This is a genomic window from Paenibacillus sp. S28, from assembly GCF_016624415.1.
Taxonomy (GTDB): domain Bacteria; phylum Bacillota; class Bacilli; order Paenibacillales; family Paenibacillaceae; genus Paenibacillus_AQ; species Paenibacillus_AQ favisporus.
In genome coordinates this window covers 111,822-135,336 of record NZ_JACVTM010000008.1, presented here as the reverse complement: position 1 = coordinate 135,336, position 23,515 = coordinate 111,822, and the positions used below count along the sequence as shown (strand labels likewise).

Sequence of the window (23,515 nt, the reverse complement as noted above, 5' to 3'; positions counted from 1 at the left end):
ATGAACTACGAATGGATTGCAAAATACGCCCCGTATATTTACTTTGACGACAATGAGCCGTTCTTTCCCGTCCGCGTCGGCATTACCGTGCTGGAGCAAGCCGGTCCGTCTCCTTCGACGCGGAGAACGTTCGACTTTAACGATCCCAAGGTCAAAGCCATCATCGAATACGCGATTTACTGGGATTACGATATCCAGCATCTGTACGAGCTCGAGCATGTGTGGGTCTACGTTGGTCGTGACGGTGAAGTCGTAGACTGCGACGCCAGCTTCCATGGCAGACATTTCAAAGGACTGCTCCATGATCGCAGCAATCTCGTTGACGGCACCCATGTCAAGCTGTATTCCCAGCCCGGCAAGCATGCCTTCCTGCCGCAGCCCGAAATGTTCTATCTGCTGCCGGATCTGATGACCAGCACGGACGAAACCGCCGGCCGGCGCGGGCTGCTCATCACCGGCCCGTTCGACGGTGTCTACACGACCGATGATGAGACGGACCGCCTGGTGGAACGGTATTTGAAGACACGCCGCTTCAAGCCGGCCATGACGTTTACGGAATACCGGATCGATCCGTCCCTGTATGTCACCTGGCCGGAGCTGCACGCGGAAGTACCCTTGCGGATTAAGGATAGACTCGCCGAGATCAAAGAGCTTCTAGGAGGGAACAACGAATGACGGATCAAGTTAAGGTTGGGATTATAGGCTGCGGCTCGATCGCCAATGGCAAGCATCTGCCTTCGCTCAGTAAACTGGAGCAGGTCGAGCTGGTCGCCTTCTGCGATATCGTACAAGAACGGGCGGTGCAGGCTAAAGAAAAATTCGGAGCCGCCGATGCGACAGTTTACGCGGACTACCGTGAGCTGCTGGCCGATCCGTCCATCGACGTCGTCCATGTCTGCACACCGAACGACGCCCATGCCGAGGTATCCATCGCTGCGCTGGAAGCAGGCAAGCATGTCATGTGCGAAAAGCCGATGGCAAAGACGGCGGCCGATGCCAGACGCATGGCGGAGACCGCACAACGGACGGGCAAAAAGCTGACGATCGGCTACAACAACCGATTCCGTCCCGACAGCCTGTTCATGAAGCAAATGTGCGAGAATGGCGAGCTTGGCGAAATTTACTTTGCCAAAGCGCATGCGCTCCGCAGACGGGGCGTACCGACCTGGGGCGTCTTCCTCGACAAGGACAAGCAGGGCGGCGGGCCGCTTATCGACATCGGTACGCATGCGCTCGATCTGACGCTGTGGCTCATGAACAATTACGAGCCGCGTGTCGTGCTGGGCACCGCCTATCACAAGCTGTCGCAGCGCAAGCAGGCAGCGAATGCAGGCGGCGCCTGGGACCCGGACAAGTTCACGGTCGAGGACTCGGCCTTCGGCATGATCGTGATGAAAAACGGCGCGACGGTCATGCTGGAATCCAGCTGGGCGCTGAACATGCTCGATACGCGGGAAGCGATCTACACGCTGTGTGGAACGGAAGGCGGAGCCGACGTGAAGGAAACGCTGCGCATTAACGGTGAGAAGTACGGGCGGCTGTACGCGAACGACATTCAATTCAACGTCAAGGGTGCGGACTTCTTCGAGGGCCGGAAGGAAAGCATGCACGACAAGGAAATTCGACTTTGGATCGAAGCCGTCATAAACGACACGCAGCCCGTGGTTCGTCCGGAGCAGGCTTGCGTCGTATCCGAAATTATCGAAGCTCTCTACGAATCGAACCGGACCGGAAAAGCCGTCTATTTCGATTGACCCGGCAGACTGGAGGAATAAAGACATGATTAATGTCGCCATCTTGAGTTTCTGGCATGTCCATGCCAAGGATTACGTGCTTCAGGCGCAGCAGCATCCTGACTTATCCATCAAGGCGGTATGGGACGAGGATCCGGGGCGGGGCCGGGCAAAGGCGGAAGAGCTCGGTGTTCCATTTTACAGGGAGCTGCCCGTGCTGCTGGCCGAACCGGGCATCGATGCCGTAATAGTAACCGCGCCGACGACGATGCACCGCGAGATTATGATCGCGGCGGCGAATGCGGGCAAGCATATTTTTACGGAAAAGGTGCTCGCGAAGACGGTCCGGGAATGCAACGAGATCGTCGCGGCCGTTCGGAATGCCGGCGTTATGCTTACTGTTTCACTGCCGCGACTGAATACGTCCTTCGCACAGGCGGCACGCGAGGTCATCGGCAAAGGTCTGCTCGGCAAGCTGACGATCGCCCGCGTCAGGCTGGCGCACAAAGGCGCGCTTACGGAAAACGGTTTGCCCGCGTACTTCTACGATCCGCAGCAGAGTGCCGGCGGAGCTATGATCGATCTCGGCTGCCATCCGATGATTTTGGCGCGCTTCGTGCTCGGCATGCCGGAGATCGTCAGCGCCAGCTACGGCTACGTGACTGGCCGCGAGGTAGAGGATAACGCGGTAGCCGTGCTCAGCTACCGGGATGGTGCGCTCGGCATCGTTGAAGCCGGCTTCGTGAATCCTCTCTCCCCGTTCACGCTGGAAGTGCACGGCACGAAAGGCAGCCTGCAGTACTCCACGCACAGCCGTAAGGTGATCGTCGCGAGCACTGAGAACGGTGCCGAACCGATCGTGGAATGGCCGCTTCCGGAGGCACTTCATTCGGCGATGGAGCAATGGGTCGACCATATCGTCACGGGCGAGCCCGGCTCGTTCAATACGGAGATGGCGCTTGACCTGACCCGGCTGATGGAAGCTTCCAACCTGTCGGCCCGCTCGGGTGCGGCTGTCAGGATCGCCGATTTATCGGAATGACCCATACTTGAAAATGATAAGGGCCGTCTTGTACGCCGCGGGTATCATGCGGCTGAGGACGGCCCTTTGGCTGTATCATATCAACAAGCTTCACAATTCAGGGGCGGCCTGCCGGGAATGAGCAGGTCTATTAGAACCCGAACTTTTCCGGCGATCCCATTTCAGGCGATTATTTTTCCAGGCACCTGTCTTGTCTCCGACCAGCTTTTTTCCAGGCACCTCGTTTCCGACCGGCCTTATTCCCGGAGTGGCTCACTTCCTAGCGCAGCTAGTCGTCCCCATCGCTGCTCCCTTTCCCGCGTGCCTCTACGTCCAATAACGACGGGTGACGCAGTGCTCGTCAGCAAGCTTATACCCTTTCAGCGGAATCAGCTCCACGGAGCTAGCCGAATCCGGCGAATGGATCATGTGCCCGTCCCCGGCGTAGATGCCGACATGATGGACGCGTCCCTTGCCCTGCTCATAGGCAAAGAACAGCAGATCCCCCGGCTGCAGCTCCTCCGGCGGGATGCTTGCTCCGTGCAGCGCCTGGACAGAGGCGTCCCTTGGGATGACGATGCCGCAGGCGAGAAGCATGGAGTGGGCAAACCCGGAGCAGTCGTAGCCCCAGGCCGACATGCCTCCCCACAAGTAAGGCAGTCCAAGAAAGCGCTTGGCCTGCGACACGATGGCCTGGCCCCTATTCTGTTCATCCGCACGAGAGCCCGGGTATTCCCCAGGCTCAGCCACCACCTGTACGTCTGCCCGTCTGATCCGGGCAAGACCGTGCGGGGTCTGCACGACGACAAAAGCATCCCTACGATAATCTGCTCCTGCCTCAACGCCTCCTTTAGAAGGACTTCCTGTATGGGAAAGAGCTCCAACATCCGGTATTGCCCCTGTTTCGGCTTGAAAACCCGGGACGGCTTGAACTCCATCGCCGGGTTCTACCTCAAGCACCGTCCCCCGCTCCTCCTCGGTCGCCAGCGGCAGCCTTGTCAGGAAGCTGATACGCATCTTCGCCGATGAGGATAACATCTCCAAGTCCGTCGTAGGTGCCGTAACGATCGCAGAAGCTGGAGCAGCAGCGGCGCCTGGAACGTTTCCGCTGCTGTCCAGCAGCCGACGCACTTCCTCCTCACTCAGCGGCAGCAGCTGCTCCGTCGGAATCCAGCCGGGATATCCGTTCTCATCCTTGGGCGAGAGCTGGCCCGGGATGGCGACCATGCTCCAGCCGTCCAGCTCTTCGTAAGCAAGGACTGGCGTGCCGTACAGCGCCTGGGTCTGCACGCGGTTGGCCGCGCACAGGTCTAGCTTATCCGGTACCGTCATCGCGGCGAGCCATACCTCGATACCGCTCCCCCGCGCAATCCCCGGATCGCTTTCCATCTCCAACGGATTCCCCGAATCAGATTGGTCCTTGGCCTCCCGTTCAAGTTCGCTAGGGGCGAACCCGGCCAGTGCCGGCGCGTCCAGCGCCCGCGGAGAGGACGGGCTGGTCCAGACGGTGGCTACCGGAACGCTGACCACCCGCCATGCCGGGAATAAGGCCTGATCGTCTCGATCCGCCATCACCATACCCCCACTTCGTCTGTCGTGCGCACGTCGGTTATGCCCAGACCCGGCGCATCCGAGAAGGTCATCACCCGGCCGTCGTACATGACGCCGCCGACGACATCATCCTGGTGCAGCATCAGCGGCGCGTCGAAGTCGTAGCGGGTGACGTTCTTTTTGCTGGCGGCGAAATGGGCAGCGGCGGTCACTGCCAATCGGGATTCGATCATGCTGCCCACCATGCACTCGACGCCGTATTCTTCAGCCAGCTGGTTGATCAGCTGCGCCTTGTAAATGCCGCCTGCCTTCATCAGCTTGATGTTGATCAGGTCGGCCGCGTGCCGCTGCAGCACCTCCAGCGCCTGCACTGGAGAAAAGACGCTTTCGTCGGCCATAATCAAAGTGTCCACCGCGGCGGTCACCTGCTGCAGCCCGTAAATATCCCCGGCCCGGACCGGCTGCTCCACCAGTTCGACGTTGAGGCCCATGTCCTCCATCTTCCGGATGGAGCGGATCGCCTCCTTGGCCTGCCAGCCCTGGTTGGCATCCAGCCGGATCTTGACGTCGCTGCCGATGCGCTGCCGGATTTCCCGGATGCGGCGGATGTCATGCTCGATGTCATCCTTGCCGACCTTGATCTTCAGCACGGTAAATCCCGCCTGAACGTATTGGGCCGCGTCTTCTCCCATCTCCTCAGGCGAGTTGACGCTGACCGTAAAGTCCGTTTCGATCCGGTCGCGGTAGCCGCCGAGAAACTGATACAGTGGCATACGTCCGTGCTGGGCCACCAAGTCATATACGGCCATATCGATGGCCGCTTTGGCACTGGTACAGCCGACCATGGCCTGATGGACCGACTGAAGGATCTGCTCGTAAGCGAGCAGGCTTTGGCCGATCAGCAGCGGCTTGAATGTATGCTCGATGGCGGACTGAATCGCCTCAAGGCTGTCGCCTGTGATGACGACGGTGGCCGGCGCCTCGCCCCAGCCCACTTTTCCGTCGTCGGCCGTCATTTTCACTACAATCGATTCGGCTTGATGAACCGTGCGCAGCGCCGTCTTGAACGGTTTGGTCAGCGGCGTGTACTTGCGCAGCACTTCGATATCATGTATTCGCATTTGCCGGTTGCCTCCTCTATATAATGGCTGACTCCAGCGCTTCCACCTTTTTGTCAGCCGTGCTCAGCTCGGCTTCCATCCCGTGCGGAACCGCGACGTTGGGCGAGCCGTGCCCGATCCCGAAGCCCATCAGGGAAGGTCTGCCCGCTTCGGTCACATAATGCCGGATGACCTCCTCTAAGGTAAAGGAGACCGGGCGCTTCACCGGCTCGCAATCTCGGAAGTCGCCCACCAGGATACCGGCCGCCTGCTCCAGCTTGCCCGCCATCCGCAGCTGATTCAGCATACGGTCGATCCGGTACGGCTCCTCCCCGATATCCTCGATAAACAGGAGACAGCCCCTGGTATCGATCTCAAACGGCGTTCCGAGCGTACTCATCAGCAAAGTCAGGTTGCCCCCCACGAGCGGGCCTTTGGCCTTGCCCTCCACCAAGGTATGCAGCGGGGTGATGTCCCCGGTGTAGCGGAACGGCTCGGGCCGGACCAGCTGGGCGAAGCTCTGCCGGGTCAACGGGTGCACGTCCTTGTCCCCAAGACAGATCATCATCGGCCCATGCACTGTGATCAATCCGGTCATCTTCCAGATGGCGGCATGCAGGAAGGTGATGTCACTGTACCCCCACAAAATTTTGGGATGCCGGCGGATCTGATCGTAATCGAGCCTCTCCGCAATCCTGGCCGTGCCGTACCCTCCCCGGGCGCAAACGATGGCCTGAATGCCGGGATCCGCAAACATGGCGTTCAGCTCGGCGGCCCGCTCCGCGTCGGTTCCGGCGAGGTAGCCGTGGCCGCGGTTCAGCGAATCGCCAAACCGGACCTTCAGGCCAAGCTCTTCGAACACTTCGGCCGAACGGCGGATCGCCTCCGCGTCCCCGCGGCTCGCCGGGGCGGTGATGCCCACCGTGTCCCCCGGCTTCAACCGGGTCGGCCGGATCGGCCTTCTCCCGGCACCGGCCTGCGCCCCTTCTATGCCCGAATCGGCAGCATGCATGAACGGTCTCAGCCTTCTCATTTCAAATCAGCCCACTTAAAGTCCATGTAGCCGTATGGATGGCGTACCACGTCGACGAGCTTGTCGCTTTGCAGATAAGCAGAATCATAGAAATACATCGGCATGATCGGCGCCTCGTCCATCAGGATTTTTTCGGCCTGGTGCATCAGGTCATAGCGCTTCGCCTCGTCCGTCTCCTGGTAAGCGGCCTGGATCAGCTTGTCGTATTCGGCATTGCTCCAGCCCGTACGGTTGTTCGGACTTTTGCTTTGGAAGATGTCCAGGAAGTTGATCGGATCGGCGAAATCCGGCAGCCAGGACGACCGGGAAAACTGCAGCTGAAGCTGCTTCTGCTCCGCGGTGAGGACTTTGCCTTCTTTGCCCGCGAGCTTGACGTCGACACCCAGGTTTTCCTTGAACATGGCCTGCAGCGTTTCGGCGATTTTCTGATGCAAATCGTTTGTATTGTAAGTCAGCGTCACTTCGGGCAGCGTGCTGTATCCCGCTTCCTTCATGCCTTCCGCAAGCAGGCTCTTGGCCTGCGCTGCGTCAAATGTAATCAGGTCGCCGCCCACCTCGCGGAAATCGCGTCCGTCCGGCTCCTTGAGTCCGTAGGATACGAAACCCCCGGCCGGCTTTTGCTTCTGCTTGACCACCAGGTCCACGATTTTCTGACGGTCCACCGCGAGCGCAAAGGCTTTGCGGATTTTGGCGTTGTCGAACGGCTTCATGGTCGTATTGAAGCGGTAAAAATACGTACCTGCCGAATCCTGAACGTTCACCTTGCCTTCCGAGAACAACTGGTCGCTCATATCGGCGGGAACGCCGGCAATGTGCAGCTCGCCGCTTTGGTACAGCTGGTATTCCGTGTTGGAATCGTTGATCATTTTGAACGTGACGCCGTCCAGCTTCACGTTCGCTGCATCCCAATATTTATCGTTCTTCACCATTTTCAGCTCGGAATCGTGATTCCACTGGGAGATGCGGAACGGGCCGTTGCTGACGAACGTATCGGCCTCCGCCGTCCAGTTCGGATTGGACTCCACGGTCTTTTGCGGCACCGGGAAGAAGGCCGGATTCGCCAGCATGCTCAGCAGCCAGGGCGCCGGCTGGGCCAGCGTCACTTCCAGCGTCTTGTCGTCAGCGGCTTTGACCTGCACGTCGTCTGCCGTCCCTTTGCCGGAGTTAAAAGCCTCCGCTCCTTTAAACACATAGGCCAGCGTCGCGGCCGAAGACGCCGTTTTCGGATCGAGCATTCTTTTCCAGGCAAACTCGAAGTCGCCCGCCTTAACCGGCTCGCCATTGCTCCACTGTACGCCGTCGCGCAGCGTGAACGTGTATTTGAGTCCGTCTTCGGATACCTTCCACTCGGACGCCATGGCCGGCTCCGGAGACTGGTCCTTGCCGAGACGCGTCATGCCCTCCATCGCATTGTTCAAAATGTCATAGGAAACCTGATCGAAGCCGATCGGCGGATCGAGCGAAGTGGGCTCGCGAACGTTGTTGTACAGGAGGATTTTACTTCCCGTATCTCCTCCACCGCCGCCTGCTCCTTCGGTTCCGCCGCCGCATGCGGCCAGCAGCAGACTGAGCAGCATGCACGTCAGCAGCACCAGTACTAACCTTCTTTTCACAGCCTTGTTCATGACAGCCTTTTCCATGAGACCCTCTCCCTTAATCCCGAATTGGTTGGTTGCTGCAAATACAAGCTATTCCGTTATTCATGAGCTTGCGCTATTCAAGACGCTGATCTATGGTCAAGTCCCAAGGCTTGCAGAGCAAACCTGAAGCAGGATCCTGTTCCCGCAAAATGATAAAACCGTGCTCTTCATGCCTTATCCCTGGCTGGCCGATGCGGTTTCAACCTGCGCCGGCCCTCGCGGCGGCATTGTTCTGGCCCGGGCATCCTGCAGCCAGCAAGCTACGGTATGCTCTCCGTCCAGCTTCACGCTGTCCGGCGGGAACAGGCCGCATACCTCCATCGCGTGAGGACACCGGGCGGCAAACGCACATCCCTTCGGAGGTGCGAACAGGTCCGGCGGCGTGCCCGGGATCGCGTCGAGCTTCGCCCCACTTGGCCGGTCCAGGCGCGGGATGGAATCGAGCAGCCCCTGCGTATACGGATGCTGCGGATTCCGGAACAGCTCCTTGACCGGTGCGGATTCCACAACCTGCCCCGCATACATGACATTGACGCGGTCGGCGATGCTGGCGACGACGCCGAGGTCGTGCGTAATCATGATCAGCGAAGCCTGGGTCGTGCGCTGCAGCATGCGGAACAGATCCAGGATTTGCGCCTGGATCGTGACGTCCAGCGCGGTGGTCGGTTCGTCCGCGATCAGGACGGCGGGACTGCAGATCGCCGCCATCGCGATCATGATCCGCTGCCTCATGCCCCCGCTGAACTGATGCAGGTGCTGCTTCAGCCGGAGCTCCGGGTCGCGGATGCCCACGAACTGCAGCATCTCGACCGCCCGCTTCTTCGCCTCCGTCCGGGACAGCCGCAGGTGGCGGATGACGCCCTCCATCAGCTGCTCCCCGATCGTCATTGTCGGATTCAGCGCGGTCATCGCATCCTGAAAGATGATCGCGATGTCCGAGCCGCGCACGTCACGCATCTGCTTTTCACTCAAACGCGTCAGCTCGCGTCCGTTAAAACGGATGCTGCCCTCCGTAATCCTCGAGTTGTTCTTGGGCAGGAGCCGCATGATGCTGCGGGCGGTGACGCTTTTGCCGCAGCCGGATTCGCCGACGATCGCCAGCGTCTCTCCCCGGTGCACGCGGAGGCTGACGCCCCTGACGGCCTTCACCTCCCCGCCGTAGGTGGAGAACGAAACATGCAAATTGTCCACTTCGAGCAGCGCGTCGTTGTTCATCTTCCGTTACCTCCTTTGCTTCGGATTAAAGGCGTTCAAGAGTCCATCTCCCAACAGGTTGAAGGCGAGCATCGTCACCGAAATGAAAAAGGCCGGGAAGAACAGCCGCCACCAGTTGCCGGACAGAATGGTCGGCAGGGCATCGTTGGCCATCGTTCCCCAGCTCGCGAGCGGCGGCTGGATGCCAAGACCGAGGAAGCTGAGGAAGGCTTCGGCGAAAATGGCCGACGGCACGGAAAACGTCACCTGCACGATGATGACCCCGACGGCGTTGGGAAGCATGTGCCTGCGGATGATGTACCACGACCCGGCCCCCAAGGTCCGGGCGGCCAGGACGTACTCCGACGATTTCAGCTGAAGCACCTGCCCGCGGACGATCCGCGCCATCCCGATCCACCCCGTTGCCGTCAAAGCCAGAATAATGGTCAGCAGCCCGGGGCCCATTACGACCATGAGCAGAATGACCACGAGCAGATAAGGAATGCCGTACAGCATATCGACGAAACGCATCATCGCGTTATCGACGCGCCCGCCGAAATATCCGGCGATGCCGCCGTAAATGATACCGATGAAAAAATCGATCAGGGCCGCGGCCAAACCGACCGTAAGCGAGATGCGCGAACCGTACAAAATCCGGGCGAAGACGTCCCGCCCAAGGTCATCCGTTCCGAACCAGTGCGCGCCGGACGGAGGCTGGTTCGCGCTGAGCAGATTCTGGCCGGAGTAGCTCTGATCCGTCAGCAGCGGGCCGAACACGGCCAGCAGTGCCAGCAGCACGATCAGGACGAGTCCGCAGCAGGCCAGCTTGTTGCGGAGCAAACTGCGGACGGCCTGCTGCCATAACGACTGGCGCGGCCTGACGATCCGCTCCTGTTCTCCGGCCGTTCTGTACATTGGGGTAAACAAATGGTCCGGTATCTGCATGCGTCAGGCCCCCTTTCTATGCAGCTTGATACGGGGATCGATGAACCCGTACACGATATCCACAATAAACATCATGAAGATGAGGAGTGCGCTGTAAAAGACCGTCGTGCCCATGATGACGGCGTAATCCCGGTTGTTGATGCCGTCCACGAAGTATTTCCCCATGCCGGGGATCGCGAAGATTTTCTCGATGACGAAGCTCCCCGTCAGCACGTTGGCCAGCAGCGCGCCGAGCAGCGTCACCACGGGCAGCACCGCATTGCGCAGCGCATGCTTGACAATCATCCTCCCCGGCGACAGCCCTTTGGAGCGAGCCGTCTCCATATAGTCCTGGGTCAGCACCTCAATCAGATTGGCCCGGGTCAGGCGCGCGATCGTGGCGATGGGACCAACCGAGAGAGCGAAGGCCGGAAGCACTACATGCTTCCACGTTCCCCACGAAGCGACCGGCAACAGCCCCCATTTGACGGCGACATACTTGATCAGGAGCGGAGCAATCACGAAGCTCGGCACCGCGATGCCGATGACGGCCAGCACCATGGCGATATAGTCGATGATGCCGTTCTGCTTCAGGGCGGCCACCGTACCCAGCGCTATTCCGGCTGCAATCGCCAGCAGAATGGCCGCCGCGCCGAGCTGGAAGGATACCGGGAAGCCGCGGTCGATCATCGTGTTCACCGTTGTCGGGTAATGGGATATCGATGGCCCGAGATCGAAGGTCAGCAGCGATTTGAGATACAGCAAATACTGGACGCCCAGCGGCTTGTCCAGATGGTAGAACGACATCATGTTCTGCACGACCGCTGCGCTTGCTTCCTTCCCGTCGCGGTCAAACGGAGAGCCGGGAATCGAGTGCATCAGGAAAAAGGTGACCGTGACGATCAGCCACAGCGTGACCAGCATGGATAAGAAACGCTTCAAAATGTATTGCGCCATGAATCTCACCCTCTCTTTACTCGGCATATGGTGCATTCTTTCGGGCCCATCTACCTCGGATAAACCTGACAGCGTATTTTCGGAAAACAGGCGGCCTTCGTCAGCAGAAGGACGTCCGCATGGCCAGCTCGGTCATGACCAGCATAGCCTGGTACGCTTCAAGAATATCTTTGGCCTGGAACGAGACGACAGGCGATCCCTGTTCGATCGTGGTGCCTGGCATCAGATGGGCCCATTCCGCCTGCCCGTAATTCGCGAATTCGATCGTCAGCTGCGGGCGTACCGGCGGAACGAGCGGCTTGACGCGGTCGCGGCCGGCAATCGCTTCGGCCATCTTCTGCCGGAGCAGCCGTCCGCTCTTCTCCGGTGACAGGCACAGCGCCGACGTGCGAGATATACGCTCCTTGACGATCGCCGTCGTCACGCCGGGCAGCAGGCTTTCGGCCTCGATAGCGGTCTCGTCGTCACCGGCCACCATCAGTACCGGCACGCCGTAATGTCCCGCCACGTAAGCGTTAAATCCCAATTCGCCTACGGAGACGTCGTTGATATACATGTTCCGGACGCCGAAAATCATCGTATGGCTGAGGACGCCCTTTCGGGCCGCCATCGCGTGATAGCCGAGAAAGACGGCTCCCGCATAACTTCCGTCAAGCCCCTGCATCATCGAAAACGGTTTGACGTCGCCGGAAATCAATTTGCTGTCCGGGTGGAGATTTTCGATGATCAGATTGTTCATTTTCGAGTGGCTGTCGTTGACGATCACCTCGCTGAACCCTTCTTCAAAAGCGGTTTCGATGACGTGATTCGCCTCGGCCGTCATGATATGCTGGCCCCGGGTGTAGTTGTAGCGGCTGGAATCGACGAATGTCGCGTCCACCAGACCGGTAATGCCCTCCATATCAATGGATATGTACAATTTCATCTTCAAGTCCCTCCGATTGTCGTATTTGGGTATAAGAAAAACGTCTATCGACGTACCTTCACAGAAGACAGACCGCGTTTAAAGGTATTTTTTCTTGCAATATCAGGAAGCTATGGCTCTGGAGTTTAAACTTTCTGATATTATAAGAAAAACGTCTATCGACGTACCTTCACAGAAGACAGACCGCGTTTAAAGGTAATTTTTCTTGCAATATCAGGAAGCTATGGCTCTGGAGTTTATACTTTCTGATATTATGAAAAAAACCCGGCAAACGTCATATGCCTGCGCTGCCCGGGCGTGCATATGTCATTTGCTGGGTTTTATTTACGCGTATGTCGCCATACTGATAAACAAAGCAGCGGTATGCAATTGGTGGATCACGGAAAATACGGAAATGAATCGTTCTGAATAGCTCTGCTCATGAATCCGGCGAAGTTTCCCTCGACGAAAGCGCCAATTTGTACTTCTTCTGCGCATCCTTAAACGCCACGATGATCGCCTTCTGCGAAGAGCCGTAATACCTCGTCCGAATCTCTTCCGCTACCGGCTCAAGGGAAAGCATGCTCTTCCCGAGAAAGATGGAGCGTACAAACTGCGACGTGAGTGGAATCGTGGAGGAACAGGCGGCATCCACGATTTTGTGGCTGACGGTGTCCACGACCAGCCCGATAAAAAAGGCGCTGTACTGCTGGGTTATCGGATTATTCACCGAGGTCTGTGCATCGCCGACGATGTAGATCGTGTCTTTATCGTACAATTGACGCATCCCCCGTCTCCTCGCTCTCCTGCTGAACCCATAGGGATGTTCGATGGGCGGCATCGGACGACCTATAAGCCGCAAGGACAAGCTGTTTTGTTATTTATTCTAACAAGGGATCCGCGTTTTTGTAAATACAAAGTTCATGCAAGCGCTTAATATTTTTTATTGCGTCAGAAAACATCACATGTACTAGCCTTTCATATCTTCGGACCCTGACGCACTTGCCTTCCCGGCTCGGTTCGTACCCAGCAGACAAGGCCAGGAACGTCTAGCCAAATGGACCGACAACCCGAACAGCAGCAGCGCATCCACCGCATGAAGCGCACGCAGCGAACCTGTCACATTTTGAATGGTGATGTGCTGCAGCGCAGTCAAGGCGAACAGCGCGAGCGGCCACCATCGTAGACCACCCCGGATATCCCCCAAGAAGGACAGGACAAACATTACAATAGGAACGAACTCAAAAACGTTCGCAAAGACACGATGCAGCTGCAAATCGCCGGGATCCACAAAAATGCCGAGGCCGGCGAAAAACACCTGCACAACTACACAGGCGAGGTAACCCGCCGCCAACAATGCGTAGATCCACCTAACGGTTCGGATCCGGACCGGCATCGTTGCAGCTCCTGCATCACCGGAGTTGAACTGCCACCCAGGCTCCGATTTCGTACCGAATCCTCCTTTTGCTTCATTTTTCCCCTGCTTTTCGTTCCTGCCACCCATTCCTTACCGCTCCCTTTCATCTTTTAACATGGAGTCTTGCTTTGTCCCGCCTTGCTCCCCACGGTTTGAATACCGAAATGATAAATAACCCTGCCAGCGAAACGATCTGCAGAATGATCCCGGTCCACAGCTGTACGTTGTTCACCGTAAATTCCGGGCTGAGGATACCCTGCATTCCCGGCTCGGAGACATATTGTACAGCTTGCAGCGTCCAGAAATACATGCCGACGGGTCCGAGAATGACCAGAAGCAGCGTCAGGATTTCCTTGACGATGATCCAGTAATATTTGAACAATCCCCATGGCGTCCAGACCGACAGCATGATGCCGGTTACGAGCGTTGCGATCGTGGACACGCGCACCGTCTTTTCGGACAGCATATGCATGATGCTGTAGCATGCGCGAAATACGCCCTCATCCTCTGTGACGGCTGCCGTAATGCTCAAGAACAAGAAAATAACAGCCGTGCCCAGCATGACGGCCGAAAACAGCAAGTGCAGGGTCAGCAGCCATTTCCGCTGCTTCACCGTCATTTTTTTCATCCGATTCACCTCCTTCTTCAGCATAGATCCCGTTTCTAAACCGGCTCTAAACCGAATCTAAAAAAAGTATAAAAACACGCTCGGGCCTCCAAGCTCCGAAAACGCAAAAAGACCTTTACCGACAGTAAAGGCCTTCCCAAAACGCGTTATTAGGATCCATTGCGCATCTTCATCTATACATTAAAGCGGTAACCCACGCCCCAAATCGTCTCGATATATTGCGGCTTGGAGGGGTTCGCTTCGATTTTCTCCCTTAATTTGCTGATGTACACCGTGACGGTGGCGTTATCCCCCATAGCATCCAGTCCCCAAATTCGTTCGAACAGGTCGTCCTTGCTGAACACCCGGTTCGGGTGGTTGCACAGGAACAGCAGAAGATCATACTCCTTAGAGGTCAGCAGCACCTCCTGTTCGTTCACGAACACTTTGCGGGACAGCTGGTCGATCCGGATTCCCCGCAGCCGCAGCTCGCTCTTCGGCTCCCGCCGGTGCTCCGACGTCAGCCGGTCATAGCGGGACAAATGCGCTTTGACGCGTGCCACAAGCTCCCCTACGCTGAAGGGCTTCGTAATATAATCGTCCGCACCGAGGCCGAGTCCCCGGATTTTATCGATATCCTCCTTGCGGGCGGTCACCATCAGGATCGGAATGTTCCTCGCCTCGCGGACCTGGCGGCAGATTTCGAATCCGTCCACCTTCGGCAGCATCAGATCGAGGATGATCAAATCGTACTCCTCTTCCAGCGCCTTCTTCAGGCCGGTATCCCCGCTTGCCGCGACTTCGACGGCATATCCGCCCGCCTCCAAATAATCCTTTTCCACTTCCGCAATGACCAGTTCATCCTCAATGATCAAAATGCGCTTCACGCCCGCTCACCGCCATCTCTTGTCATCTTTGGCAACGCAAAATAAATGCTCGTTCCTTCGCCGGTCCGACTCTCCGCCCAGACCCTGCCTCCCATGCCCTCGATCATTTGCTTAACGATCGCAAGCCCGAGGCCGCTCCCGCCGGTATCCGTATTTCGCGACGGCTCGGCACGGTAGAACCGGTCGAAAATATGCGGCAGCGCCGCTTCTTCAATCCCGGAGCCGTTATCCTTGATCCGGATCACAGCCTCATCCGACCCGTCTCTCAGGTTTACGGACAGTTCCTTATCCGCCTTATCCAAATACTTCAGGCTGTTGTCGATAATATTCAGGATCACTCTCCGCAGCTTCTCCCTGTCCGCCATCACCTGAACGCGCTCCCTATCAGGCAGCTCACACGCGATCTTCACGCCGGACATCCGGGGATCGAGCCGCAGCTCCTGAACACAGTCCGCAACATACCCTTTCAGATCGGTCGGCTCCATATGAAAAGGCAGCTTCTTCAAATCCAGCTTCGAGAACAGCAGCAGTTCTTCAATCAGCCGGTCCATATCCTCCGTCTTTTTCGCGATCATCCCCATATACTTATCCCGCATCGCGTCGGTATCGGCAATCCCGTCCTGAAGGCCCTCCACGCAAGCCTTGATGCCGGTAATCGGCGTCTTCAGGTCATGGGAGATGCTTGCGATCAGCTCCTTGCGGTTATCCTCGTACTGCAGCTGCAGGCGAATCGAATCGCTCAGACGGCTCCGCATTTCTTCAAACGCCTCCCCCAGCTCCCCGATCTCATCCTTGCGTTTCAACGCGATTTCGTGGCTCAGATCCCCGTCCTTGATCTGCTCTGCGGCATGCTTTAATGCATACAGCGGCTTGATCAGGCTCCGGGAGACCGAGTAGGTCAGAATCCCGTTGGTCAATCCGATGACCAGAAGCAGGGTTAGCATCATCAGCGGGAATAACTTTTTAGCTTCCGCAAAAAATGTGCTCATATCCGTCAAGACGTAGACCGCTCCCGTATGCTGGCCGCTGAAGGCGACACCGAATTTCTCCACGGAGAACCGGCCGCTTCCTTTCGCTCCCCAGCGGTGCCAGGACATGGCCGGCTGCCACTTCTGGATTTCCTTCTCCACATCGACGCCGCGGAGCAGATCCGAGGCATACGTGATCCGGCCGTCTTCTGTTACGACGATCCCCGCATCCAATCGGGTCAGCTGTTCGTCCGCTTTGGCCACGAAGGAGGGATCGGCGAACCGATCGGGTTCGGTCTGGATCATAAACTTGAGGCCGGCGGCCATTTCGCCGCGAAGGCTTGCCTTTTCCCAAATGGCAGGGGTGCCTCGGCCTTCCCCGATGTTTTTGAACAATACAGTATACAGCCCTCCGGCAATCACAGCGAACAGAACGACCGGGATGAAGGTCATCGCAATATAAGAAAGCAAAAGTCTTGTTTTGATGGACATGGGCCAATCTCCTTAGAGCTGTTTTCTCGCGAACATCATGAGTCCCGCCGCATAAGCCATTATAATATAAGACAGCAGCAGGAGAAACGTATTGAGCAGTGTACCCGCCGGCGCCCCGCTGCCGGTCCACAGCACATCCCAGCGTGTGTAGGAAAAGACAGACCAGGCAGAAAGCTGCGGCAGCAGCAAAGGCAGCGCTTTGGCCGCGGCGTAAATCAGCACGATGGTCATTAAGGCGCTGGTTCCGGACGAAAACAGCTGCGCCATGAATACGCACACCAGGCCGATGGCCATCATCGGCACAAAGGAAGCGGTGTACGCCTTCAGGCTGTCCGCCATGCCGCCTGCCGGTCCCCCGACCGCCCACGCCGATACGGTTGAGGCGATCCAGAGCACGCCAAGGCATAGGGCGGCAAACACCGCGATGGCGATCACTTTAGACGCGTACGCCCGGGCACGCGTAACCGGCCGCAGCAGAACCAGCTTCATCGTGCGGGCCGCCACCTCCCCGGCAAACGAGTGGGCCGCCGCAGCCGCCATGTAGAGCGGAATGATCGCAAAGGTGAACAAGTGAAGCATGGCCACCGGGAGGCTACCCTCCAATCCAAACAGCATCCCCGCCCTTATCTTCAGAAGGCTGGACAGCAGCACGGTAACGACCGGAAGGATCAAAGCCAACAGCAGAAATCCCTTCGTCCGGCGCTGCCGCCAGAGCTTCTCCGTTTCATTCAGCAGATTGGCGTATAAGCTGTGCATCGCGCTCCCCCTCCTTGGACTCCAGCAATTTAAAGGTAACGTATTGTTCCAGCGACATACCTGCCCCGTTCCATTCGTCTTCCCTTCCCAGGCTGATCAGATGACCCTCACGCATCACGCCGACACGGTCGGCGATCAAGCTCAGATCGTGGATCAGGTGGCTGGAAATGAGGAAGGTGATTCCTTGGTCTGCCAGCTGCCGGACCGTGCTGCGAAAATCGGCCATCCCTTCGATATCCAGACCGTTCGTCGGTTCGTCGAGCAGTACCAGCCGCGGAGCGGACAGCAGCGCCGAAGCCAGCCCCAGTCGCTGCTTCATTCCCAGCGAAAAGCCGCGCACCCGTTCATGGCGGTATGGCTTGAGACCGACCTTCTCCAATACTTCGTCAATCCGGCTCGCCGGCAGATCCCTGTAAAACCGTGCTGACAGCTTCAAATTATCGCGGGCGCTCATGTATTCATAAGCTTCCGGGGTCTCAATGATACACCCGGTATGGCTGACGGCCTGTTCAAAACGCTCCGCGATATCATGCCCCATGATCCGGACGTTTCCCCGATCCGGTTGGATTAAGCCCGTGATGATTTTGAGCACCGTCGTCTTGCCCGCGCCGTTGGGCCCGATGAATCCGAATACTTCGCCCTCCAAGGCGGTAAATGACACATCCTTGACCCCGCGGTGGTTACGGAAAAGCTTGGTGATTCCCTCCACTTCAAGTACGCTGTTCATGCGTTCAATCCCTCCTTCTAAAAAAGGGCGGCCGGACCTTCTCCTGCCCGGCCGCCGCCTTCCTGCTTAGCCTTCCTGCTTAGTGATGCTTCCAGCCGTTTCTATCCCAATGGTTTTCGACCTTCTCGGTCTGTTTACCCGCGAGATCGATCCGATCGGGCGTCGTTGCGTCATACCCCGAGAAGCCGGCGTTCAGCTGGAAGGTGAGCACATGCGCTGCTCCTGCCGCATCCTTCCCCGTAACCCGGATTTCCGCCGATTGGTTTTCCAAGGCAGCGTTTTTGCCGATTTTGGCATCCAAATCGACCTGCACCACCTTGATCTCATCCGTCAGCTTCGGCAGATTCATCTTCCATTCCGAATTTCCGGCCGGCAGATGTCCCTGGGCCGCCGCACCGTGATTCCAGCCATCCGCGCTGCCGGCCTTGGAAGCGATGAGTGAGCCTACGGCATTCACCACGGCCGGAATCTGGCTGCCCGATAAATGGAGCTCCGCCTCCTTCGTACCGTCGCTGCCCGTCTCCACTGTCGCCAAATCCTTGATGTTCCCCATCAGCGCTTCCATTACCTGCTCCGCGGCTTGCGGCATTTGGGCCGCTTTACCGTCATGCTGCCACTCTGGCGCCTGGTCCATCACCCGATATACTTCCGAATCACTGCTCTTAAGAATCATCTTGCCGTCCTGTCTGTAAGTCTGCATCGTATGTGTCCGTGTACCGTCGTCTATCACCGCCGTCATGCTCATCGCCTGCTTGGCGTGATTGACCTTCATGTCCGCCGTACCGGACAGCACCTTCGTACCGTTATCGCTCAAACTCCATACGACATGGGAAGCCATACTGTCAGCACCCTTCGTATGCGTAAACGCTGATTTGTAAGCTTCATATCCGGATGTGTTCGCCATGACGGAATACCCGCTTGCGAACAGCATAACCGCGCCCAGCCCGACCACCGCTCCTGCCGACAACAATTTTTTTCTCATCATATCCTCCATTGTTTCAAGAATTAGAAAGCCCGGGTCCCGGGATGGCAGCTGCCGTCCGCCTTCGGAGCGGACTCGCCCTGGCCCTCTAACACCATCTTATCCCCCGTCTCTAAAACGCCTCTAAACCAAATCTAAAAAAAGTATAAAAATGCGCCCGGTCACCGCTGTCCGGGCACGATGGGGGAAAACCTTCCCAGCCGGGCGTCCGTACGTTTCCAAACGCCTGCGTACCGCATTAAGCTGTATAATCGGTTATTTATGGCCAGATTCTATGAACGATGGAGGGAGTGCGCTGCGATGAACCGGCAAGTCATTATCAATGCCGACGATTTTGGCCTGTCACCTGCCGTGAACCGCGGCATTATTGAGGCATACCGAGCCGGTGGAATCACCAGCACCTCGATGATGGTCAATATGCCCGGTTTGGCAGACGCTGTGCATGCAGCACGCTCGCTGCCCGGTCTCGGGGTCGGGCTGCATTTTAACCTGACATATGGACGGCCCTTGTCGGACCCGGCTGCCGTCCCTTCGCTGGTGAGAGAGAACGGGGTATTTCTTGATGGTAAAATCAGACGCAGCCGGAATGCCGCCGATGTTGCCGCCGAGCTGGATGCCCAGTGGAACCGGTTCCTGGAAACCTCCCTGTTCCCCACACACCTGGATGCACATCAGCTGCTGCATCAGGACGACCCTGTGATCTACCGAGTGATGGCTGAGCTGGCGTGCAGGCACCGGATCCCGCTCCGGAGATCGCAGATTGAACACCCTCATCTTTCCCCGCCTGCTCTGAAAATGACAGACCGGGTCCTTCTGGACACCTATGGCGACAGCGAAGGCCTGCAGCGGCTGCTGCACTATATCCGCTCTGCTCCGGATGGGATTACCGAGATTATGTGCCATCCCGGTTACGTGGATGACGTGCTGCGGGGCTTGACCGAATGGACAGAGATCCGGGAGCGCGAGCTTCGGGTATTTACCAATCCCGAAATTGCTTGGACGATGCAAGCATGTTCCATTGAACCGGTGAATTTTAACGCCGTGAGGGAGCGCCCCGTTTTATCCGATGACGGAGTTTCATCCGCAGCCCCGCTTAAAAAAACCGCCGTCCCGCGAAGCTCTTTAGCGAAAAGGAGATCGCGCTCGTCGATCACGCAAACCGGCAGGCACGCAAACCATACACGCCGGCGCAGGCGTTCCGGAACCCCTTCCGGGAAGCCTCCCCTGCCGTAACATGCCGAAAGCCCTCCATGTGGAGGGCTTTCCATCGCATGATAAACCTCACAAGGAATGTGCAAAAGGATTCAGCAGTTCATTCCTGCATTCACTTGGAACGACTCACGGCTGCGGGTGGACGCACCGTCACAAACGCGTCGTTTCCATAGGTTTACAGTTCGTTTAATAGCATAAACCCGCTTCAGGGGACGATACAGGTGTTTTGTTACGGATTTGGAAGGAACGGCAAAAAAAGGAGAAGAAAGCATCTTCTTCTCCTTAGTCCACGGCGGTCAACCGAACGAATCGGCAGTAGATATGCTGCAATGAAACGGCTGCAAACGGTGGAAGGTACTTTCCGTGCACCGATGCAGTGCCAAGCATGCCGGTGCAATGACGACTAAGCTTCGTGGACTGCCTTGGCGAGGTTTTGAGCCGCGTACCGGTTGGCCGGGACCGGCAGCCTGAGATTCCCGCGCAGCGTATCGCTTTCGTACTCCGTCCGGTACAGCCCCCTCGCTTGAAGGATCGGCACCACGAGATCGACGAAATCAGCCAGACCGTTCGGCACCACAGTCCGGACATTGAAGCCGTCGGCCGCCCCTTCTTCAAACCATTCCTGAATCAGGTCGGCGACCCGCTCCGGCGTACCGATAAACGAGGTGCGCGGTGTCGAAGCCCGCAGCGCCACTTCGCGGAGCGTGAGCCCCTGCTCCCTGGCTTCCTGCTTGATTTTGTCCGTCGTGCTGCGGAAGCTGTTGCTGCCCAAATCGCCGATGTCCGGGAACGGCTCGTCCAAGGGGAATTGCGAAAAGTCGAAATGGTCGAAATAACGTCCCAAGTAATTCAGCGCCTGATCGATCGAAACGAGCTCCGCAATCTCGCGGTATTTCCGCTCCGCCTCCTCCTCAGTGCGGCCGACGATCGGCCCGATGCCTGGAAAGATCAGCAGCTCATCCGGCTTGCGGCCGTACGATGCGGCTCGAGCTTTGACGTCCTGGTAGAAAGCGCGTGCTTCCTCCAGCGTCTCGTGTGCGGTATAAATCGCGTCCGCGGTGCGGGCCGCCAAATCCCTGCCGGACTCGGAGGATCCGGCTTGAAAGATGACCGGATGCCCCTGCTTTGACCGTGCGATGTTGAGCGGCCCCTGCACGGAAAAGTGCTTGCCTTGATGGTGCAGCGTATGCAGCTTGGACGGGTCGAAAAATACCCCTGCCGCCTTATCTCCGACAAACGCGTCATCCTCCCAGGAATCCCACAGCCCTTTGACGACTTCCACATGTTCCTCGGCGATTTCGTACCGCAGGGAATGCTGGGGATGCTCTCCCTTGCCGAAATTGAGCGCAGAGCCCTCCAGCGGCGAGGTGACCACATTCCAACCCGCTCTGCCCCCGCTTAATTTATCGATGGAAGCGAACTGCCGGGCTACGGTAAACGGCTCGCTGTAGGATGTGGACAGGGTGGCTACGAGGCCGATATTCGTCGTCACGGCCGCCAGTGCGGACAACAGGGTCAGCGGCTCGAACCGGTTCAGAAAATGGGGATTGGATTTCTCGTTAATGTACAAACCGTCTGCGATGAACAGCAAATCGAATTTCCCCTCTTCCGCCTTCAGCGCCTGCTTCTTGTAAAACTCCAGGCTTACGCTCGCATCGGTGGGAATAGAGGGATGCCTCCATAAAGAAATGCTGTTGCCGACGCCATTGAGATTTGCACCCAGCTTTAATTGCCTTCTGGTCATCGTACAGCCTCCTCCGGCCGGCTGAGGACCAGCTCGCCTTCGATCGCCTGGGGATCGCGGAGCAAATTGAATATCGGGCAGACCCGTTCGACAGCCTCGTGCAGCGCCTGCAGCGTCTCCTCGCTTTCGTCCGATTCAATGATCAGCCGGTAGCGGATGTCATGCGGGTAGATAGGGATATGCTCGTATCCGGGTCTTCCCGCCAGCGGATGCATCTGCGCCTCCACTTCGACTTCCAGGCTGTGCAGGGACACCTCGCGTTCCGCGGCTTGAATGAGCGTAATATGCGTCAGGCAGCTGCCGAGCACGCCGAGCTGAAGCTCAGGTGACGAAGGCCCCAGGTCATAGCCGGCAAAGTCAGGCGGACTGTCGCTGATCACCCGGTAATCCCGGATCCGGATTTCGCGAACTCCGCTTCTTCCCTTGGCCGACACTTTGGCACGCAGCGTGTTGACGGCCTGCGCCGGCTCCGCTTCGGCCTTTGCTCGCCGGAGCAGCAGCGCATTCCTCTTTTGCTTCAAATACTCATTCAGATCAGCCATATTGGACTTCGCCTCCCACTGATATTTTCCGCCATGCCACCAACGGAATTTTCTATAAATCCTATAAGAAATGTAGTAATTATAAATATAGGGGAACTCCAGCGGCTTGTGTAATAGAAAAATCCAATTCGCGCATGCAAAATTTAAATCCATACAAAAAAGGCCGCCGAAAACGACGACCCATTGATCTAGCCTATTTGAGACAAACCTTAATTTGGAATAAATAGCTTTCTCAGGGCGTTCACCCGTCATGCTCGGCCTAAAGTGCGTACTCCTTCAAAAGCTTTTCCGTCGTTTCGGCATCCGGCTCCTCTTCAACACCTGTATGCTGGGCCTTCCAGCAGGCCAGGCATTGCTCTTCGGTCGTGCACTCGTAAGCTTTCGGACAAGTATAACAGCAGTGGATCATAAACGTCGTCAGGTCGCGGAGTCGATTGATCTCGGTCATCACCGTTCACCTCTTCTCGTGATAGGACTGCTCATCCAGGTCATGATGCGAAAGACTGCCAGAGTTGTGAAACACTTCACATCATCGGGCGGAAGAGGCCGGGCTCCAAAGTTACAATGCTTGAAAGTCCGGCATTCGTGCTCTTTTCGGCTTCCCCCTGCATTTTCATTATATATCCGAACATGAGTTGAAACTGTGACCTATATTACACTTGTGGCGTTCAAACGCTATTTTTCGAAAAATAACCGGATTTCCCTGCGCGCATGCTCCGGCGAATCGGATCCGTGGATGACATTCTCTTCAACGGCCAGCCCGAAGTCGCCACGGATCGTGCCGGGAGGCGCCTCAGCCGGATTGGTGGGACCGATGAGGGAACGCGCGTTAGCCACCGCTTCCTTCCCTTCCACGATCATGGCAAAAACCGGTCCGGACGTAATATATTCGACCAGTTCTTCAAAGAACGGCTTGTCCTGAAGATGGCCGTAATGCACGCGCGCCGTTTCCTGGGAAATTTCCATGATTTCGCCGCGCAGCAGACGGAGTCCCTTCTTCTCAAAGCGGCTGACGATTTCGCCGACCAGCCCCCGCCGGACGCCGTCGGGTTTAATCATGACGAATGCTTTTTCGCTCATCGTTGTCATCTCCTTCTAGCCCCCATCTTACGGGTTAAGTCGAA

At 57.4% G+C, this 23,515-nt stretch carries 24 protein-coding genes; 4 read left to right on the top strand and 20 right to left on the bottom strand.

The window, feature by feature from the left end; translation table 11 throughout:
- Genes IAE55_RS19980 through IAE55_RS19970 form a run of 3 tightly spaced genes read left to right on the top strand, consistent with a single transcriptional unit; the run spans position 1 to position 2,775 of the window.
- Positions 1–675, top strand: a complete 675-nt coding sequence (locus IAE55_RS19980) for a hypothetical protein (RefSeq protein ID WP_308737735.1) — start codon at positions 1–3, stop codon at positions 673–675.
- Positions 672–1,754: a Gfo/Idh/MocA family protein gene (locus IAE55_RS19975; protein ID WP_200633684.1), complete on the top strand. Its 1,083-nt coding sequence runs from the start codon at positions 672–674 to the stop codon at positions 1,752–1,754. The genes IAE55_RS19980 and IAE55_RS19975 overlap by 4 nt, the downstream gene beginning before the upstream one ends.
- 25 nt (positions 1,755–1,779) lie before the next feature.
- Positions 1,780–2,775 carry a Gfo/Idh/MocA family protein gene (locus tag IAE55_RS19970; RefSeq protein ID WP_145156592.1) on the top strand — a complete coding sequence of 332 codons (996 nt, stop codon included), beginning with the start codon at positions 1,780–1,782 and terminating at the stop codon, positions 2,773–2,775.
- A gap of 306 nt (positions 2,776–3,081) precedes the next feature.
- Here IAE55_RS19970 and IAE55_RS19965 read toward each other — a convergent pair whose 3' ends face one another.
- From IAE55_RS19965 to IAE55_RS19890, 16 genes are all read right to left on the bottom strand, one after another.
- Complete coding sequence (locus tag IAE55_RS19965; RefSeq protein WP_234489715.1) at positions 3,082–4,326, bottom strand: C40 family peptidase; 1,245 nt, start codon at positions 4,324–4,326, stop codon at positions 3,082–3,084.
- Positions 4,326–5,426 carry a mandelate racemase/muconate lactonizing enzyme family protein gene (locus tag IAE55_RS19960; RefSeq protein ID WP_145156591.1) on the bottom strand — a complete coding sequence of 367 codons (1,101 nt, stop codon included), beginning with the start codon at positions 5,424–5,426 and terminating at the stop codon, positions 4,326–4,328. Before IAE55_RS19960 ends, IAE55_RS19965 begins: the two co-directional genes overlap by 1 nt.
- Before the next feature lie 16 nt (positions 5,427–5,442).
- Complete coding sequence (locus IAE55_RS19955) at positions 5,443–6,417, bottom strand: S66 peptidase family protein (RefSeq protein ID WP_200633800.1); 975 nt, start codon at positions 6,415–6,417, stop codon at positions 5,443–5,445.
- Positions 6,418–6,434: 17 nt separating this feature from the next.
- Positions 6,435–8,063, bottom strand: coding sequence for a peptide ABC transporter substrate-binding protein (locus IAE55_RS19950; protein ID WP_442793343.1), 1,629 nt, complete (start codon positions 8,061–8,063; stop codon positions 6,435–6,437).
- A 189-nt stretch (positions 8,064–8,252) separates the two neighbouring features.
- Complete coding sequence (locus IAE55_RS19945; protein ID WP_200633683.1) at positions 8,253–9,293, bottom strand: ABC transporter ATP-binding protein; 1,041 nt, start codon at positions 9,291–9,293, stop codon at positions 8,253–8,255.
- A gap of 6 nt (positions 9,294–9,299) precedes the next feature.
- On the bottom strand, positions 9,300–10,217 hold the full coding sequence (locus IAE55_RS19940) for an ABC transporter permease (protein ID WP_105443815.1): 918 nt from the start codon (positions 10,215–10,217) through the stop codon (positions 9,300–9,302).
- A gap of 3 nt (positions 10,218–10,220) precedes the next feature.
- Positions 10,221–11,153: an ABC transporter permease gene (locus tag IAE55_RS19935; protein WP_200633682.1), complete on the bottom strand. Its 933-nt coding sequence runs from the start codon at positions 11,151–11,153 to the stop codon at positions 10,221–10,223.
- Between the two features lie 100 nt (positions 11,154–11,253).
- Positions 11,254–12,078 carry a M55 family metallopeptidase gene (locus IAE55_RS19930; RefSeq protein WP_200633681.1) on the bottom strand — a complete coding sequence of 275 codons (825 nt, stop codon included), beginning with the start codon at positions 12,076–12,078 and terminating at the stop codon, positions 11,254–11,256.
- Positions 12,079–12,496: 418 nt separating this feature from the next.
- Positions 12,497–12,835 (bottom strand): DUF3870 domain-containing protein, encoded by a 339-nt coding sequence (locus IAE55_RS19925; RefSeq protein ID WP_145157466.1) that lies wholly within the window; start codon positions 12,833–12,835, stop codon positions 12,497–12,499.
- 192 nt (positions 12,836–13,027) lie between these two features.
- Positions 13,028–13,561, bottom strand: coding sequence for a DUF6220 domain-containing protein (locus IAE55_RS19920; RefSeq protein ID WP_200633680.1), 534 nt, complete (start codon positions 13,559–13,561; stop codon positions 13,028–13,030).
- A 16-nt stretch (positions 13,562–13,577) separates the two neighbouring features.
- Positions 13,578–14,102 (bottom strand): DUF2269 family protein, encoded by a 525-nt coding sequence (locus IAE55_RS19915; RefSeq protein ID WP_145156588.1) that lies wholly within the window; start codon positions 14,100–14,102, stop codon positions 13,578–13,580.
- Positions 14,103–14,275: 173 nt separating this feature from the next.
- Positions 14,276–14,968: a response regulator transcription factor gene (locus IAE55_RS19910; RefSeq protein WP_145156587.1), complete on the bottom strand. Its 693-nt coding sequence runs from the start codon at positions 14,966–14,968 to the stop codon at positions 14,276–14,278.
- Complete coding sequence (locus IAE55_RS19905) at positions 14,965–16,428, bottom strand: sensor histidine kinase (RefSeq protein WP_200633679.1); 1,464 nt, start codon at positions 16,426–16,428, stop codon at positions 14,965–14,967. Before IAE55_RS19905 ends, IAE55_RS19910 begins: the two co-directional genes overlap by 4 nt.
- A 12-nt stretch (positions 16,429–16,440) precedes the next feature.
- A complete protein-coding gene (locus IAE55_RS19900; RefSeq protein ID WP_200633678.1) occupies positions 16,441–17,184 on the bottom strand; it encodes an ABC transporter permease in 744 nt (247 codons plus the stop codon).
- Complete coding sequence (locus IAE55_RS19895) at positions 17,153–17,911, bottom strand: ABC transporter ATP-binding protein (RefSeq protein WP_200633677.1); 759 nt, start codon at positions 17,909–17,911, stop codon at positions 17,153–17,155. Before IAE55_RS19895 ends, IAE55_RS19900 begins: the two co-directional genes overlap by 32 nt.
- Positions 17,912–17,990: 79 nt before the next feature.
- On the bottom strand, positions 17,991–18,896 hold the full coding sequence (locus IAE55_RS19890) for a hypothetical protein (RefSeq protein WP_200633676.1): 906 nt from the start codon (positions 18,894–18,896) through the stop codon (positions 17,991–17,993).
- Positions 18,897–19,193: 297 nt separating this feature from the next.
- Here IAE55_RS19890 and IAE55_RS19885 point away from each other — a divergent pair, with 297 nt between their 5' ends.
- Positions 19,194–20,126, top strand: coding sequence for a carbohydrate deacetylase (locus IAE55_RS19885; protein ID WP_200633675.1), 933 nt, complete (start codon positions 19,194–19,196; stop codon positions 20,124–20,126).
- A 382-nt stretch (positions 20,127–20,508) separates the two neighbouring features.
- Here IAE55_RS19885 and IAE55_RS19880 read toward each other — a convergent pair whose 3' ends face one another.
- The 4 genes from IAE55_RS19880 to ndk form a co-directional block, all read right to left on the bottom strand.
- A complete protein-coding gene (locus IAE55_RS19880) occupies positions 20,509–21,849 on the bottom strand; it encodes an LLM class flavin-dependent oxidoreductase (RefSeq protein WP_200633674.1) in 1,341 nt (446 codons plus the stop codon).
- A complete protein-coding gene (locus IAE55_RS19875; protein ID WP_076168781.1) occupies positions 21,846–22,391 on the bottom strand; it encodes an OsmC family protein in 546 nt (181 codons plus the stop codon). Before IAE55_RS19875 ends, IAE55_RS19880 begins: the two co-directional genes overlap by 4 nt.
- A 259-nt stretch (positions 22,392–22,650) precedes the next feature.
- A complete protein-coding gene (locus IAE55_RS19870; protein WP_105443826.1) occupies positions 22,651–22,839 on the bottom strand; it encodes a hypothetical protein in 189 nt (62 codons plus the stop codon).
- Between the two features lie 227 nt (positions 22,840–23,066).
- The gene (gene ndk, locus IAE55_RS19865) at positions 23,067–23,471 is read right to left on the bottom strand and encodes a nucleoside-diphosphate kinase (RefSeq protein ID WP_145156579.1); all 405 of its coding nucleotides are present in this window, start codon (positions 23,469–23,471) and stop codon (positions 23,067–23,069) included.
- Positions 23,472–23,515 lie beyond the last annotated feature (44 nt).

Bases quoted from the DNA above. Each gene is read 5' to 3' on its own strand.
- IAE55_RS19975 (WP_200633684.1), top strand. From the start codon at position 672: ATGACGGATCAAGTTAAGGTTGGGATTATAGGCTGCGGCTCGATCGCC.
- IAE55_RS19875 (WP_076168781.1), bottom strand. From the start codon at position 22,391: ATGGCTGATCTGAATGAGTATTTGAAGCAAAAGAGGAATGCGCTGCTG.
- IAE55_RS19870 (WP_105443826.1), bottom strand. From the start codon at position 22,839: ATGACCGAGATCAATCGACTCCGCGACCTGACGACGTTTATGATCCAC.
- IAE55_RS19890 (WP_200633676.1), bottom strand. From the start codon at position 18,896: ATGATGAGAAAAAAATTGTTGTCGGCAGGAGCGGTGGTCGGGCTGGGC.
- ndk (WP_145156579.1), bottom strand. From the start codon at position 23,471: ATGAGCGAAAAAGCATTCGTCATGATTAAACCCGACGGCGTCCGGCGG.
- IAE55_RS19970 (WP_145156592.1), top strand. From the start codon at position 1,780: ATGATTAATGTCGCCATCTTGAGTTTCTGGCATGTCCATGCCAAGGAT.
- IAE55_RS19920 (WP_200633680.1), bottom strand. From the start codon at position 13,561: ATGGGTGGCAGGAACGAAAAGCAGGGGAAAAATGAAGCAAAAGGAGGA.
- IAE55_RS19880 (WP_200633674.1), bottom strand. From the start codon at position 21,849: ATGACCAGAAGGCAATTAAAGCTGGGTGCAAATCTCAATGGCGTCGGC.
- IAE55_RS19930 (WP_200633681.1), bottom strand. From the start codon at position 12,078: ATGAAATTGTACATATCCATTGATATGGAGGGCATTACCGGTCTGGTG.
- IAE55_RS19905 (WP_200633679.1), bottom strand. From the start codon at position 16,428: ATGTCCATCAAAACAAGACTTTTGCTTTCTTATATTGCGATGACCTTC.
- IAE55_RS19895 (WP_200633677.1), bottom strand. From the start codon at position 17,911: ATGAACAGCGTACTTGAAGTGGAGGGAATCACCAAGCTTTTCCGTAAC.
- IAE55_RS19915 (WP_145156588.1), bottom strand. From the start codon at position 14,102: ATGAAAAAAATGACGGTGAAGCAGCGGAAATGGCTGCTGACCCTGCAC.
- IAE55_RS19940 (WP_105443815.1), bottom strand. From the start codon at position 10,217: ATGCAGATACCGGACCATTTGTTTACCCCAATGTACAGAACGGCCGGA.
- IAE55_RS19980 (WP_308737735.1), top strand. From the start codon at position 1: ATGAACTACGAATGGATTGCAAAATACGCCCCGTATATTTACTTTGAC.
- IAE55_RS19960 (WP_145156591.1), bottom strand. From the start codon at position 5,426: ATGCGAATACATGATATCGAAGTGCTGCGCAAGTACACGCCGCTGACC.
- IAE55_RS19900 (WP_200633678.1), bottom strand. From the start codon at position 17,184: ATGCACAGCTTATACGCCAATCTGCTGAATGAAACGGAGAAGCTCTGG.
- IAE55_RS19935 (WP_200633682.1), bottom strand. From the start codon at position 11,153: ATGGCGCAATACATTTTGAAGCGTTTCTTATCCATGCTGGTCACGCTG.
- IAE55_RS19945 (WP_200633683.1), bottom strand. From the start codon at position 9,293: ATGAACAACGACGCGCTGCTCGAAGTGGACAATTTGCATGTTTCGTTC.
- IAE55_RS19950 (WP_442793343.1), bottom strand. From the start codon at position 8,063: ATGAACAAGGCTGTGAAAAGAAGGTTAGTACTGGTGCTGCTGACGTGC.
- IAE55_RS19955 (WP_200633800.1), bottom strand. From the start codon at position 6,417: ATGCATGCTGCCGATTCGGGCATAGAAGGGGCGCAGGCCGGTGCCGGG.
- IAE55_RS19885 (WP_200633675.1), top strand. From the start codon at position 19,194: ATGAACCGGCAAGTCATTATCAATGCCGACGATTTTGGCCTGTCACCT.
- IAE55_RS19965 (WP_234489715.1), bottom strand. From the start codon at position 4,326: ATGGCGGATCGAGACGATCAGGCCTTATTCCCGGCATGGCGGGTGGTC.